At 35.8% G+C, this 15,115-nt stretch carries 11 protein-coding genes; 6 read left to right on the top strand and 5 right to left on the bottom strand.

Annotation, left to right across the window (positions count from 1 at the left end; genetic code table 11):
* Positions 1-83: 83 nt before the first annotated feature.
* From ACNQGN_RS00650 to ACNQGN_RS00630, 5 genes are read right to left on the bottom strand one after another with little or no spacing between them, the layout of a single operon-like run.
* Complete coding sequence (locus ACNQGN_RS00650; protein ID WP_417985944.1) at positions 84-2,438, bottom strand: response regulator; 2,355 nt, start codon at positions 2,436-2,438, stop codon at positions 84-86.
* Positions 2,439-2,444: 6 nt separating this feature from the next.
* Positions 2,445-2,870 carry a response regulator gene (locus tag ACNQGN_RS00645; RefSeq protein WP_417985943.1) on the bottom strand — a complete coding sequence of 142 codons (426 nt, stop codon included), beginning with the start codon at positions 2,868-2,870 and terminating at the stop codon, positions 2,445-2,447.
* Between the two features lie 22 nt (positions 2,871-2,892).
* A complete protein-coding gene (locus tag ACNQGN_RS00640; RefSeq protein ID WP_417985942.1) occupies positions 2,893-3,303 on the bottom strand; it encodes a response regulator in 411 nt (136 codons plus the stop codon).
* Between the two features lie 16 nt (positions 3,304-3,319).
* Positions 3,320-4,033: a sensor histidine kinase gene (locus tag ACNQGN_RS00635; RefSeq protein WP_417985941.1), complete on the bottom strand. Its 714-nt coding sequence runs from the start codon at positions 4,031-4,033 to the stop codon at positions 3,320-3,322.
* Positions 4,034-4,043: 10 nt separating this feature from the next.
* Positions 4,044-6,365 (bottom strand): PAS domain S-box protein, encoded by a 2,322-nt coding sequence (locus ACNQGN_RS00630; protein ID WP_417985940.1) that lies wholly within the window; start codon positions 6,363-6,365, stop codon positions 4,044-4,046.
* A 613-nt stretch (positions 6,366-6,978) separates the two neighbouring features.
* Here ACNQGN_RS00630 and ppsA point away from each other — a divergent pair.
* From ppsA to pdhA, 6 genes are all read left to right on the top strand, one after another.
* The gene (gene ppsA / locus ACNQGN_RS00625; RefSeq protein ID WP_417985939.1) at positions 6,979-9,399 is read left to right on the top strand and encodes a phosphoenolpyruvate synthase; all 2,421 of its coding nucleotides are present in this window, start codon (positions 6,979-6,981) and stop codon (positions 9,397-9,399) included.
* Positions 9,400-9,407: 8 nt separating this feature from the next.
* The gene (locus tag ACNQGN_RS00620) at positions 9,408-10,163 is read left to right on the top strand and encodes an SDR family oxidoreductase (RefSeq protein ID WP_417985938.1); all 756 of its coding nucleotides are present in this window, start codon (positions 9,408-9,410) and stop codon (positions 10,161-10,163) included.
* Positions 10,164-10,201: 38 nt separating this feature from the next.
* Positions 10,202-10,660: an OsmC family protein gene (locus ACNQGN_RS00615; RefSeq protein WP_417985937.1), complete on the top strand. Its 459-nt coding sequence runs from the start codon at positions 10,202-10,204 to the stop codon at positions 10,658-10,660.
* Between the two features lie 74 nt (positions 10,661-10,734).
* The gene (gene acsA, locus ACNQGN_RS00610; protein WP_417985936.1) at positions 10,735-12,468 is read left to right on the top strand and encodes an acetate--CoA ligase; all 1,734 of its coding nucleotides are present in this window, start codon (positions 10,735-10,737) and stop codon (positions 12,466-12,468) included.
* 37 nt (positions 12,469-12,505) lie between these two features.
* Positions 12,506-14,029, top strand: coding sequence for a S1C family serine protease (locus ACNQGN_RS00605; protein ID WP_417985935.1), 1,524 nt, complete (start codon positions 12,506-12,508; stop codon positions 14,027-14,029).
* A 66-nt stretch (positions 14,030-14,095) separates the two neighbouring features.
* The gene (gene pdhA, locus ACNQGN_RS00600; RefSeq protein ID WP_417985934.1) at positions 14,096-15,085 is read left to right on the top strand and encodes a pyruvate dehydrogenase (acetyl-transferring) E1 component subunit alpha; all 990 of its coding nucleotides are present in this window, start codon (positions 14,096-14,098) and stop codon (positions 15,083-15,085) included.
* Positions 15,086-15,115 lie beyond the last annotated feature (30 nt).

The raw sequence follows: 15,115 nt of genomic DNA, 5'->3' as shown, positions 1-15,115 counted from the left end.
AACAAACCAATCTTATATAAAAAGAACAATTACAGTTTATAATAACAATTACGTTTTTTAGTCTGATTTGGTTTTATTACTGGCTATATTTTAGAAAAACCATGCACTTCTTCCAATTCATCGAAAACAAGCTGACAAATTTCATAAAACTTTTCAACTTCAGCTTTTCGCTTTTGCCCTAAAGGATTTACCTCTATTTCGCTTTCAATAATTTCAATACAGAGTGATGCTTTTGTTATACCTAATAAACTTATAGAAGATTTTAATTTATGTACTTCAGCTTTTAAAACTATTATATTATCAATTGCATTTGCGACAAGGATACTTTCTAAAGCTCCAGGGGCATTATTTAAAAACAAGGATACCATTTTCTCAATAAAAGCGGTATCTCCATCAGCAAACTCGTTTAAATAATTAAAATTTAGTAATCTTTCGGCAGTGCCTTTTTCTTCTGATAAATCAATTGATTCTATTCTATCTACATTCATTAAATTGTGGTGTAATTTTTCAAGCAATACATTAAAATCAAAAGGTTTAGACAGGTAGTCATTCATGCCACTTTCCAAACTCCTTTTTTCTTCAACTAATGTAGCGTGCGCAGTTAATGCTATTATTGGGATATTCGATTTATACCCCATATTGGTACGTATGTATTTTGTAACCTCATTTCCATCCATTTCTGGCATTTGGATATCCATAAGGATTATATCATAATTATTCTTTTCAATTTTTTCGATGGCAATTTTTCCATTTTCTGCGATATCAATTTCTTTTTCCCATCGGGCAAATACTTTGATTGCTAAAAGTTGATTCAATTCATTGTCTTCAACCAAAAGTATTTTTATGCCTTTTAAGAAATTGGATGATAATTCTTCTTTTTTTACTTTTATAGGTTCAACAATACCTTTTTGAGCCTTTTTATAGTGTAACAAAAAAGAAAAATCACTCCCTTTTGAAACTTCACTTTCTACTGTTATTACGCCACCTTGCAATTCAATGAGTTTACGGGTAATGGTAAGTCCTAAACCGGTTCCGCCAAATTTCCTCGTTGTTTCATTTGATGCCTGATTAAAACTTTCAAAAATGGAATCAATCTTATCTTTTGGGATACCAATGCCGGTATCAATAACCGTAAATTGGATAGAAGTTTCAAATTCCGATTCTTTCTTTTGAGAAATCGTTAGCTCAACATATCCTTTCTCTGTAAATTTCAAAGCATTTCCGACCAGATTAATCAGGATTTGTGATAATCTTGTTGGGTCGCCAATTAACAAATCATTTATTTTAGGGTCGATTTCACATAATAATTTTACTTTTTTCTCTTTTGAAGTTGGAGAAAGGAGCTCAATTACTGAATTTACAATTTTCGACAAAGAGAAGTTTACATCTTCAAATGTCATTTTATTGGCATCTATTTTAGAAAAATCAAGGATATCATTAATGATCGTCATTAAGTTTGTACTGGCTCTTTTTATAGCTTCCACACTTTGTTTCTGATCACTGTCTAAATCTGTACTTTCCAGAATTCTTGCAAATCCAATTATTCCATTCATCGGAGTTCGAATTTCATGACTCATATTTGTCAGAAACTGCTCTTTTACCCTCACCGATTGTTCTGCAATATCTTTCGCATTTATCAATTCCCTTTCAATGCGTTTTTGATCACTAATATCTTGAATAGTACCTAAAATTTTGAATGGTACATTATGTTCATTATTCAAACATTTTATAAATTCATTGACGTACTTAATTGTTCCATTTTCACATAATAAACTATGACTAAACTGAATTTCTGAATTACTATTTTTAACGTAATTTAGATTACTTTCAAAAAGCTCAATATCTTCTGAATTAATTAAACAGGATTTAATAAGCGCTATAGAAGGAATCCTATTTTTGTCAATTTCAAAAATATTGAAAACTTCTTCCGAGAAAAAAACAGCCCCATCATTTAGATTTATTTCCCAACTCCCAATCTTGGCTAATTTTTGAGCTTCATAAAGTCTGTTGGCATTAATATTTAAAGCTAATTCTGTTTTCTTACGCAGTTCAAGACTTTCGTGAAGTTTCATTGCATTTCTGATACTTTGTGAAATCCCATCAGGGGTTAATAGTGTTTTAGGAATATAATCCGAAGCTCCTCCTAAAATAGCTTGACTGGCAATTTTTTCGTCCCCTTGTGAAGTCACAAAAATAACCGGAGTTTCTATCCCTAAATCACGTAGTTTTTTTAAAAAAGAAATTCCATCACTATCAGGCATCATGTAGTCTAAAAAAATCAGATCATACGAAAATGATTTGATCTTTTCAATGCCTTCTTTAGCTGAAAAAGCACTTTCAACATCCGCAATAATTCCGGAGTGGGATATGGAACGGATTATCGTAATCGAATCAACTTTATCATCATCGATTATCAGTATTTTTAGAGCAACAGCCATATTTTTTTACTTTTTTTCACTTGAAAATTCAATGATGTTCCAATAGTCATTAAGTATTGAAAAAAAACTTGTTATTTTTTCTCTTTCATCCGGTTTGTGCATGTATCCGGCAATGTTTAAATTTAAAGCTGCTGCTTTATTTTTATCATTTTCTGTTCTTGTGATTACAAACACTAAAATTGATTTTAGATCCGGATGAACTCGTATCCTATGTAATAAAGATATCCCGTTTAAACTCTCCTCATTAATATCTATCAATACGATTTTAGGGATTGGTGATATTTTATTATCTCCCTGCAACATCATCCATGCTTCGACATCGTTTTGGGCTACATGCAAAGTGGATTTAATACCGATTTCCGAAAATGCGTTTTTTACATTTTCGAAATCCGCTCTACAACTGTCTACTAGCAAGATATTTGAACTCGTCATAACGTAAATTTAATAAAAAAATTTACATTTCACATAATTGCCAAAAATTATTAAGTGTAGAAACTGACGAAACAAACTTTTCAAAAGACAATGGTTTTAAAATATATCCTGCTACATTCAAATTATAGGCTTTAATTTTATCACTGTCTTCATTTGAAGTCGTCATGACAAACACAGATATATTTTTAAGTCTTTCATTCTCCCTTAAAACTTTCAAGAATTCTATTCCGTTCATCTTAGGCATGTTAATATCCAAGATAATGATTTTTGGTAACGGAATAATTTTATCCTCAAGCAATTCTAATGCTTCAACTCCATTTCCTGCTACAAAAAGTGGGTTTTTAATATTATTTTTAGAGAATGCTCTTTTAACATTCATTACATCAACCTCATCGTCCTCAACTAACAAAATGTTTACCAATCTATGTGTCATAATTTTATTTTTTTATTTACTGTTTTGGCCAATTAAAGCTAAAAACCGAACCGTAATTTGCCGCTGGCGCATATTGAAATGCTCCCCCTACCATTTTAATTATTTTAGTGCTTATCGCTAATCCTGCACCGGTCGAATCTACAAGATCTTTCGAATTTACCGTATAGAAAATAGAAAAAATTTTGTCTCTTACCCCTTCCGGTATTCCCGGACCATCGTCACTTACTTTTATTTCATAATCTTTTTCATTTTCAGTCACTTCAACAAACACATTCTTGATCTCTTTATCATGAAATCGAACCGCGTTATCCAGTAAACTAAACAGTACTTTTTGGAGTTTTTTACCCAACGTAACGGCTTTTTCGTTTTTTAGATGATAGGTAAAATGAAATTGAACATTTGACTTCTCTTCTAACATTTCAATACAATCTGCAACTAATTTTGGAATATTAACTTCATACAGTTCCATCTCACTCTTGTCGACGCGTGAAAATTCAAGCAATGCATTCATCATATTTTCAAGGCGTCCTACTCTGTTTTTCAGCAATTTAAAATTGTCCAGAATCTCTTTATCTGCAGTACTCCCTAAATCATCTTCAATCCACGTGGTTATGTTTGAAATGGCCCGCATTGGTGTTTTTATATCATGCGACACAATATAAACAAACTCCTCAAATTCATTTTTAAGAGCCACTAATTCCTGCTGACATTTTTTTTCTGATGCTGTCATGTTCGCTTATTTATTTAGGAAGGGTAAAAATAAAACTTGTTCCATTATCATTTTCAGATTCTATATAGATACGACCTTCTTTTTCTTCAATTATCTTTTTAACAATAGACAAACCAATACCCGTACTCTCTTTTTTGTCACGCGCTTCAATGGTTTGAAAAACTTCAAATACCTTTTTATGATATTCCTCAGCGATACCCGGACCATTATCTTTTACAGTAAATTGATGAAAATCAACTAACGACTCATATAAGCATTCTATTTCTCCAATAGGCTTATCATTATACTTCACCGAATTGCTTATAAGATTGCTAAAAACCTGTTGCAAAAGTATTTTTTCTGTCTCGATAATAGGCATATTTTCAGCAATTGAAATTTCAAATCCTTCAATAGGAACAATAAAATCAATAATCTGATTCAGCATTTTCTTTAAATCGGTCGTCTCTTTCTCAATTTCGGTTCGTCCAATGCGGGAATAGTCCAAAACGCCATTAATCAGATTTTCCATTCGCACTATCCTTCCCCTCAGTAATCCAAAATTTGTACTTACCTCATCCGGCATTTCAGGCATATCTTCAGTAATCCATTCCGCGAGATTATTTATAGCCCTTAGTGGTGCTTTGAGATCATGGGATACTACATATGCAAACTGATCCAGTTCTAAATTCTTTTTTTCAAGATCTTTTAGGGCATTATTTAATTTTTCTTTTGCTAATTTTTCCTGCGTAATATCAGTACTAATGGCAATGTATTGATACGGTTTTCCTTTTGCGTTCAAAAAAGGAACAATGGTCCTGCTTTCCCAATAATAAGACCCGTCTTTTGATCGATTTTTTATTTCCCCTTTCCAAACATTTCCGTTGGCAATCGTCACAAACATGCCTCTGGAAAATTCTGTTGGATGGTAGCCCGAACTAATAATTTGCTGATCCTGTCCTATCAATTCTTCTTTAGAATATTTAGAAATTGTACGGAAATTTTCGTTGGTATAAGTGAATATCCCTTTTTGATCTGTAACAGCAACAATTGCTGCTTCATCCAATGCGGATTTAATATCTCGAATCTCTTTATTTTTCCTGAGTATTTTTTGTTCAGCTAATGTTTTTTCTGTAATATCCTGGACCGTTCCTTGAACTCCAATAACTTCTCCTTTTTCATTTCTATACGGTTTTCCTATTCCCACAACATATTTTATAGTTCTATCAGAGAATAAAACTCTATGATTATAAACTATGTCGGCACCAGTAATTATCGTATTTTCAATTGCTTTATCAAGATTCGATAGATCATCAGGGTGAATTTTGCTTCGGTATTCCTTAAAAAGTTGATCAGAAGGCAATTCTTCTAAATCAAAAATCTGATAGTGGCCTTTAGACCAAATAAGTTCATTTGTAATTAAATCAAACTTCCAGCTTCCAATTTTAGCTATGCTTTGTGACTCATCCAATAATTTATTGCTACTAATTAAATTTAGCTCTGCTTCTTTCTCCTTTGTCTTGTCCCTGGCAATACAATATAGATATCCGGTATCAGGATCCGGAGTTGTATTCCAACTCAATAAAATATACTTGCCATTTTTACAACGATAACGGTTTTCAAAACTAATGTTTGTTCTTTCTTCAAAAAGTTTTTCAATTTCCTTTAATGTTTTATCTAAATCTTCCGGATGAATATAATCTATAAATGGCTTACCTTCTAATTCCTCTTTTGAATACCCCAATACATCCGTAAAGGCAGGATTAACTTTATAAAAGAAACCATCCACGTTTGCAATACAAACCAAATCTTTAGAAAGTTCAATAAAATTCTGTAATTCTTTCTGGGATTTAATAAAATCCCTATTTTTTTTTCGGGAATCCAATAATAAGACGACTTGATTGGCAAGTAATTTCAACCCTTTCTTTTGTTCATCAGTCAATATTCTGGGCGTCGTATCGATAACACAAAGCGATCCCAGATTAAAGCCATTTTTATCCTGAAGCGGTGCTCCAGCATAAAATCGAACATTAGGATTTCCAGTAACAAAAGGATTGTCAGCAAATGTCTCATTTTCTATGGCATCCCTGATCTCAAATACTTCATCGCCCATAATCGTATACTGACAAAAAGACAATTCTCTTGGAGTTTCCGTTACATCTAACCCTATACTTGATTTAAACCACTGTCTTTCATCATCAATTAAACTTACCACAGCTATTGGAGTTCCACAAATATAAGAGGCCAGCTGAGCAATAGAATCATATTCTTTTTCCGGTAAAGAACCCAGAATTGCATATTCGTCAAGTGCTTTGAGTCTTTCTATCTCATTTTCCGGTTTCGGATTTATTTTCATTTTTGGGGCTTTCTTTAAATCAGAGTTAGACTCCAGAAGCTGTAAATTTAAACCGTTTGAATAAATATTCATTCAAAATTCTATAGTTATACTCACTATATTTAAACTAAACTTACAAATTTTGTATCCCTACAAAAATAAAATTATTTTTGAATTATAAATCTTTTTCTAAGCTTAAAATCCCAAAGAATTATATTTATTTTTCCTATCGGTGGTTTGCACACCTCTCTTTTAAACCACCCCAAAAAACACTTAAAACTTTATCCGGATAAAAGCAGCGTTCACCGGTACGTTTTAATCTGTTTGGTTTTTTTAAATCAAAATACAAACTACTGTTTTTTAATCACTTAAATAAAAAATATATTAAAAAAAATATATTTTTTGTGCCAAAAAAATAATTATTTGTTTAAATTTACAGTATTGGTTTTAATAAGCAGGTACACCTACTACACCCTTTTTTTAAGCCACAAAGATGATTCGTGATTTTTAAAACCTACTTCCGAATTACAAAAATTTACGATCGGATTAACTAAAAATTCTGCCTCAAATATTTTTCTATTGTCACCATTCTAATAGACTAATAATAGTCTGTTTCTATTTAAAAAAATACGAAATGGAAAAGTACAAACACATTCTTTTTTTCGACCAAATTGGCATTGAAGCCATAGGTAAAGTTGGAGGTAAAAATGCTTCTCTTGGCGAAATGTACAATCAACTCAATCCGATTGGCATTGCCATTCCTAACGGATTTGCAGTTACTGCAGAAGCCTACAGACTATTCCGTATGACAAATAATCTGGAGCAGCCTCTTAAAGATTTATTGCTTTTATTGGATACAAAACAGTATTCAAATCTTTCTTCTATTGGAGAAAAAGCAAGAAACCTAATTTTATCAGCAACGATTCCTACTGAAATTCGTGATGAAATTCAGCGCGCCTACCAATCCCTTAGTGAACAATGTGGTCGTACTAATCTTGACGTGGCAGTGCGCAGTAGTGCTACCTCGGAGGATTTGCCAACTGCGAGTTTTGCAGGCCAAATGCAATCCTTTTTAAATATTAGTGGTCCAGCCCAATTACTGGATGCCGTACACCGTTGTTTTGTGTCCTTATTTACGGATCGTGCTATCAAATACCGTCATGATATGGGCTTCGCCAAATTAGACATTGCTATCTCTGTTGGCGTACAACAAATGGTTAGGAGTGACAAAGCTGCTGCAGGCGTGGCTTTTACAATTGATCCTGACAGCGGATTTGAGAACACCATCATCATTAATAGTTGCTGGGGATTGGGTGAAAATATTGTTCAGGGTACCGTTACACCAGATGAATGGATTGTGTTTAAACCCACTTTAAATAATCCAGATTTAAATCCAATTTTAAAAAGACAGTGCGGTAGAAAAGAGTTTACGATGGTTTATTCCGATAAGTCAGGCAGTGAATCGGCAGAAAATACAATTGTAAATAGTGACACTTCGGTAGAAAAACGAAATCAGTTTTCACTGAACGATACTGAAGTCGTCCAGCTTTCCCAATGGTGCTACAGTATTGAAAACCACTATAAAAAAGCAATGGATATTGAATGGGCAAAAGACGGTTTGAACAACCAACTTTATATCGTTCAGGCACGCCCGGAAACCGTTCATGGAAAAGCAAATAAGCAAGTACGAGAAATCTATAAACTCAATGAGAAAGGTATCCTTTTAACCCATGGAATTGCTCTTGGAGATAAGATCGCTTCGGGTCAGGCCCGAATTCTAAATAGTCCGCAAGAAGGCCATTTATTGCAAGCAGGGGAAATTTTAGTGACTGATTTAACGAATCCCGATTGGGATCCCATCATGAAAAGAGCTTCGGCAATTATCACCAATAAAGGCGGGCGTACCAGCCATGCTGCCATTGTGGCTCGCGAACTGGGAATTGTTGCAGTAGTGGGTTGTGGAAATGCTACTTCTGTGCTAAAAAATGGTCAGAAAATCACTGTTTCCTGTGCCGAAGGTAAAGAAGGAAATGTATATGAGGGAGTGCTGCAATGGGAAATAAACGAGCAGGATTTCAGTAAACTTGAAATGCCAAAAACAGACCCGATGCTTATTCTTGCCGACCCCGAAAGAGCCTTTGAATTAAGCCATTACCCCAATCAGGGAGTGGGCTTAATGCGAATGGAATTTGCCATTTCAAATACCATCAAAATTCATCCGCTCGCATTATGCGAACCCGAAAAAATAAGCGATGCTACCATCGCTGCCGAGATAGCAGCATTAACCAGTTCTTATGCTGACCCTAAAAATTATTTTATTGATAAACTAGCCGAAGCAGTTTCTATAGTAGCTGCCGCTTTCTATCCTAAGGATGTGATTGTGCGGATGAGTGATTTTAAAAGTAATGAATATGCCAACCTGATTGGTGGAAAATATTATGAGCCTGACGAAGAAAATCCCATGATTGGTTTTCGTGGAGCATCCCGTTATTACAGCGATTTTTATAGAAAAGGTTTTGCACTAGAATGTGAGGCCATGAAAAAAGTACGAAACGAAATGGGACTTCATAATGTAAAACTGATGATTCCTTTTTGCAGGACATTCGAAGAAGGAGAAAATGTTCTTAATGAAATGGCTAAAAACGGATTAGTACAGGGTATCAATGCACTGGAAGTATATGTCATGATTGAAATCCCAAGCAATGTATTAATGGCCGATGAATATGCAAAACTCTTTGATGGTTTCTCTATTGGCTCTAATGATTTAACACAACTCACATTAGGTTTAGATCGCGACTCCGCATTAGTGAGTTATTTGTTTGATGAAGAAAATCCAGCGATAAAATATTTGATTAAGGAAACGATTCGGGTTGCCAAACGATTTGAAATTAAAGTAGGTTTGTGCGGACAGGCTCCCAGTGACATCCCTGAATTTGCTAAATTTTTAGTAAACGAAGGCATTGACAGTATCTCGTTTAATCCCGATGCATTGATAAAAGGAATCGAAAATATTTTAGAAGCAGAAAGGAAAACAAAAAGAAAAATTCTAATGTAAAAATCATCATGGAAACAATATTCAAAAATAAAGTGGCTATTGTAACGGGCGGCTCATCGGGAATTGGTAGGGCCACAGCAATTGCTTTTGCCAAAAAAGGAGCTAAAGTGGTCGTAGTAGATGTAATCGAAAGCAATGAAACGACGAACCTCATCAAAGATTTGGGAGGTGAAGCGATATTTATCAAATGTGATGTTTCGAAAACTACAGATGTAAAAGCAATGGTTGAAAAAACTATTGAAGCTTTTGGCCGATTGGATTATGCCTATAATAATGCAGGTATTGAAGGACTATCCGCACCTACTTACGAATGTACAGAAGAGAACTGGGACAAAACCATTGCTATAAACCTAAAAGGAATCTGGCTTTGCATGAAATATGAAATCCCCGAAATCTTAAAACAAGGTAAAGGCGCTATTGTAAACTGTGCTTCGGTAGCCGGACTCGTTGGATTCGCAGGCTTACCTGCTTATGTAGCGTCAAAACACGGGGTAATTGGATTAACAAAAACTGCGGCCCTTGAATGTGCTAAACTCGGAATCCGGGTGAATGTTGTTTGTCCCGGCGTAATACAAACACCAATGATCGATCGCCTTACCGGAAAAACCAAAGAAGCAATAGAAGAATTTACAGGTCTGGAACCGGTCGGACGTTTTGGTCAGCCTGAAGAAATAGCCAACGCAGTCGTTTGGATGTGCTCAGATGAAGCTTCTTTTGTAACCGGTCATGCCATGGCAGTGGATGGTGGCTTTGTAGCACAATAATTTTTTTAAATTTAATTTTTAAGTAAAACCCTTACACAATGTACATCTACGAAGTAAATCTAAAATGGAAAGGCAAAAGAAAAGGACTTTTAAGCTCTCCTGTTTTGCCGCAAAATATTGAAGTGGCCACACCTCCTGAATTCCCTAAAGGAATAGAAGAAATCTGGTCCCCTGAACATCTTTTTGCTGCATCAATAAACAGTTGCTTATTGACAACTTTTCTATCAATTGCCGAAAATTCAAAACTGCAGTTTATCAGTTTTGATAGTAAATCTATTTGCAATGTTGATATGATCGATGGCAAATACACGATTACCGAAATTATTCTACAACCAAAACTTGTAATACCCTATTCCCAAAAACCGGAGAGGGCAAGACATATTTTGGAGATGAGCGAAAAGGCCTGTATAATTTCCAGTGCCATTAAAGCAACCATCCGATTAGAGCCCGAAATAATTATCGAGCATAATCTTGTTCCGGTTGGCAATTCATTCTAGCCTGTAAAGGCAGTAACAGAAAATATGGAATTATTTATATTCTCTTTAGTCTCATTTTAAAAAATAAAAAAAGTATGATTTCCATCAAAAATAAAATAGAACATCATCTTTTGGATTATGAGAAAGTGCAGGCTTCTTTTTCATGGGACACTATTGCCCGAGAATTAAGTGGCCTTCCTGATAAAAAGGGATTAAATATCGCTTACGAAGCCATTGATCGTCATGCGAAAAGTCATCTGAAAGATACAGTGGCGTTCCGTTTTATTCGAAAAGACAGAAACTTTCAGGACTTCACGTATTCCGAATTGCAAAAACAGACCTCAAAATTTGCCAATGTGCTTCAGAATTTGGGTATTCAAAAAGGGGAGTGTGTTTTCTCTTTGACAGGAAGAATTCCCGAATTATATACAGCCGCTCTGGGAACATTAAAATGCACTGCGGTCTTTTGTCCGCTATTTTCCGTTTTTGGACCTGAGCCTGTCTATCAAAGACTCAGCAAAGGCGAGGCGACAGTTTTAATAACAACATCCGCTTTATTTGACAAGACCATAAAACAAATTCTCGACAGACTGCCTTTGATTCGGCACATCATTATTAGCGACGCAACCTCGCATATTTCAGAAAAAATAGTATCCTTTTCCAAACTTATGGAACAGGCAAGCGAAAACTTCGTTATTCCGAAAACCAATCCGGAAGATCCGGCATTACTCCATTTTACAAGCGGAACCACCGGAATGCCAAAAGGTGTTTTACATGTGCACCAAGCCGTTCTTACGCATTACATAACAGGTAAATACGTACTTGATTTTCAAGAAGGAGACCGGTACTGGTGTACTGCTGATCCGGGTTGGGTTACCGGTACTTCCTACGGGATTATCGCGCCTTTAGTTAACGGTGTTACCGCTATTGTTGATGAAGCAGAATTTGATGCTGCAAGATGGTATTCTATACTTGAAGAACACAAAATAAATATTTGGTACACCGCCCCCACTGCAATTAGAAGATTGATGCGTATGGAAATAAAACCCTGCACAGAATATAATCTTGAAAATCTTCGTCTCATTTTGAGTGTGGGAGAACCGCTTTATGCCGAAGCCGTGCTTTGGGGCGAAGAAAATTTCGGTATACCGATTCTGGACAATTGGTGGCAAACCGAAACCGGGGGTATTATGATTGCCAATTATCCTTCGATGAAAGTAAAACCCGGTTCGATGGGGAAACCGTTACCCGGAGTAGAAATTGCCATTGCATCGGTAAATGACAAACAGCTAAAACTTATTACAGAACCTAATGTTCAGGGACATTTGGTTTTAAAAAAAGGATTTCCGTCTCTTTTTAGAGGGTATTTACATGAAACAGAACGCTATAACAAATGCTTTATTGGCGAATGGTACCTCAGCGGTGACTTGGCCAAAAAAGATGCCGATGGCTATTTTTGGTTTATCGGTCGTGCCGATGATATTATCAAAACTTCAGGACATATGGTGGGACCCTTTGAAGTCGAAAGTAACCTGATGCGCCATCCGGCAGTGGCAGAGGCGGCAGTCATTGGAAAACCAGAGCCCAGTATTGGTGAATTGGTAAAAGCTTTTGTGGTATTAAAAACCGGAAAAGAGCCTACTGAGGAAACCAAAATGGATATTATGGGTTTTGCTCGAAAGGAAATGGGACCGGCCGTTGCTCCTAAAGAAATTGAATTTGTGGAAAGCATTCCCAAAACCCGCAGCGGAAAAATTTTACGACGGTTATTAAAAGCGCGAGAACTGGGATTACCGGAAGGAGATATTTCAACATTGGAACAATCCTAACCTATTTTCAGACCCGAAAAAACTAATAATTCCAGCAATGAAACGATCTAAAAAAATGCATTCGAAAAGTCAAATGGTCTATTTGTTTATTATCCTTCTACTATTTCAAGGTTGCCAAGCACAGGATAAGAAAAATGAAAAAGATATAGAAGAAATTCAGAAAAATGCTAGTTCCATCCCGGATAAAATTTCATATTCGAGCAACGTAGATTTCAGATTAGCTGCCAAAATAGCCACACCCGGGGTAGTGCATATTAAATGTCGTTTCAAATCACAAATGCAACAGTATCAAAATGAAGATAACGATGAATTTCATAATTTGCCTGATCCTTTAAAAGATTTTTTCAGAAATGATCCGTATTTCAGACAATTTAGATTCCAAAGTCCCCAATCCCCAAATTATGATTCTCAGCCTGTAATTGGCAGTGGATCTGGAGTAATATTGACTCCTGATGGATATATAATTACGAACAATCATCTGGTAAAAAATGCAGAGGAAATCAATATAACTCTGTTTGACGGACGCTCCTATCCTGCCAAAGTTATTGGTAATGATCCACAAACAGATCTCGCCCTTCTCAAAATTGATGAAAAGAACCTTTCCTTCATTAGGTACGGTGATAGCGACAGCATAGAAGTAGGAGAATGGGTGGTTGCCGTTGGAAATCCTTTTAATCTCGCCTCAACGGTTACGGCAGGAATTGTAAGTGCCAAAGCCCGAAATATAAACATCTTAAGTGATCAGGGTGCTATCGAATCATTCATACAAACTGACGCTGCAGTGAATCCTGGTAATAGCGGTGGCGCTTTGGTAACCTTAGAAGGAAAACTGATTGGAATAAATACTGCCATAGCGACACCTACAGGAGTCTATGCAGGATATGCTTTTGCTATTCCTGTAGACATTGTAAAAAAAGTAGCCAATGATCTGATGAATCTTGGAACCGTTCAAAGAGGCATTTTGGGAGTAAGCATTCGTGACTTAAACAGTGTTATTGCAAAGGAAATACATATTGACCGTGCCAATGGCGTTTATGTCGATAGTGTAATGGTAAGCGGAGCCGCCAAAGAAGCCGGTGTCAAAGCGAAAGATGTAATAATCAGTATTGATAATATTGAAACAATTACTGCGTCAAAATTACAGGAGGTTATTATGCGAAAACGTCCAGGCGAAAAAGTAAAAATTATACTGATCAGAAACGGTAAAGAAAAAAAAGAACTTACTGCTACACTAAAAAAACAGGAAAGTAGCGCTACAATTATAAAAACCAAAAGTTTGGATTTACTTAAGGATTTAGGTGCTGAACTGGTTGAGATTACGCAGGAAGACAAGAAAAATTACACTATTAGAAACGGACTAAAAGTCACAAAACTTTATGATGGAAAACTGAAAAGATACACCGACATACGCGAAGGATTTGTAATTACATCAATTAACAATAAAGCCGTTTCTACTATTAAGTCTTTTATCGAAGCTTTTGAAGCACAAAAAGGAGGCATAATGCTGGAAGGAAAATATGCCGGCGATCCTTATTATTATTACTATGCATTTGGTATGTAAAATAAAACTAAAGAGGAATCACGGCTCACAATTTGGATCAATAAACCAATCTAATACTAATAACAAATGGCGCAATCTGCAACAATACCGAAACCTATGGATGCAAAAAAAGGTCTTTTACTTTTGTATCAAATGTTGCTTATTCGACGCTTTGAAGAGAAAGCGGCAGAACAATATTCGAAAGCCAAAATTCGGGGTTTCCTGCACTTATATATTGGCGAAGAAGCGGTAGCAGTGGGTGTAAATCAAGCTTTGGATGAAGAGGATAATGTCTTAAGCACTTATAGGGATCATGGCCATGCCTTGTCGCGAAAAATTGATGCCGATCTTATCATGGCCGAGTTATACGGCAAACAGCAAGGCTGCAGTCGAGGCAGAGGCGGTTCTATGCATTTATTTGACACCTCAAAAAAATTTTATGGTGGTAATGCTATTGTATCCGCTCACCTTCCCATAGCTGTTGGAATGGCATTAGCTTCCAAAAAACAAAAGAAAACCAATATCACCTGTTGTTTTTTTGGTGAAGGCGCCGCTGCTGAAGGAGAATTTCATGAAGCCATGAATTTGGCCGCACTTTGGAAAGTTCCTGTCCTGTTTGTCTGTGAAAACAATCTGTACGCTATGGGAACTGCAATCAGATACACCCATTCCATGACAGAGATTGAAAAAAAAGGTGCTGCTTATGGAATCGAATCTGCCGCGGTCGATGGTATGAATTTAATGGACGTTGTTAACGCTGCTAATATTGCAGTCCAAAAAGTTAGGAATACTGGAAATCCCTATTTATTGGTTTGCAATGCCTATCGATTTCGGGCGCATTCTATGGCTGACGCCGAATTGTACCGTGATAAAAAGGAAGTTGAGGAGTGGAAAAAACGCGATCCTATTCCACAATTTGAGGAATTTCTAGTGCAACAAAAATGGATTACTATCGATGAAATTACAGAAATGGAACTCAAAATCGAAGCAAAAATACAAAAAGCAGTAGACTTTGCCGAAGCAGGAACCTGGGAACCATTGCACCAATTGACAAAATTTGTTTACAGTGAAAATTAAATTTTATAGCGAATAAGCATTACCGATTCT

The organism is Flavobacterium rhamnosi, assembly GCF_048286515.1.
Taxonomy (GTDB): Bacteria; Bacteroidota; Bacteroidia; order Flavobacteriales; family Flavobacteriaceae; genus Flavobacterium.
This window is presented reverse-complemented; position numbering and strand designations above follow the sequence as displayed.

Bases quoted from the DNA above. Each gene is read 5' to 3' on its own strand.
- ACNQGN_RS00640 (WP_417985942.1), bottom strand. From the start codon at position 3,303: ATGACACATAGATTGGTAAACATTTTGTTAGTTGAGGACGATGAGGTT.
- ACNQGN_RS00650 (WP_417985944.1), bottom strand. From the start codon at position 2,438: ATGGCTGTTGCTCTAAAAATACTGATAATCGATGATGATAAAGTTGAT.
- ACNQGN_RS00615 (WP_417985937.1), top strand. From the start codon at position 10,202: ATGTACATCTACGAAGTAAATCTAAAATGGAAAGGCAAAAGAAAAGGA.
- ACNQGN_RS00645 (WP_417985943.1), bottom strand. From the start codon at position 2,870: ATGACGAGTTCAAATATCTTGCTAGTAGACAGTTGTAGAGCGGATTTC.
- ACNQGN_RS00620 (WP_417985938.1), top strand. From the start codon at position 9,408: ATGGAAACAATATTCAAAAATAAAGTGGCTATTGTAACGGGCGGCTCA.
- ACNQGN_RS00605 (WP_417985935.1), top strand. From the start codon at position 12,506: ATGAAACGATCTAAAAAAATGCATTCGAAAAGTCAAATGGTCTATTTG.
- acsA (WP_417985936.1), top strand. From the start codon at position 10,735: ATGATTTCCATCAAAAATAAAATAGAACATCATCTTTTGGATTATGAG.
- ACNQGN_RS00630 (WP_417985940.1), bottom strand. From the start codon at position 6,365: ATGAAAATAAATCCGAAACCGGAAAATGAGATAGAAAGACTCAAAGCA.
- ppsA (WP_417985939.1), top strand. From the start codon at position 6,979: ATGGAAAAGTACAAACACATTCTTTTTTTCGACCAAATTGGCATTGAA.
- pdhA (WP_417985934.1), top strand. From the start codon at position 14,096: ATGGCGCAATCTGCAACAATACCGAAACCTATGGATGCAAAAAAAGGT.
- ACNQGN_RS00635 (WP_417985941.1), bottom strand. From the start codon at position 4,033: ATGACAGCATCAGAAAAAAAATGTCAGCAGGAATTAGTGGCTCTTAAA.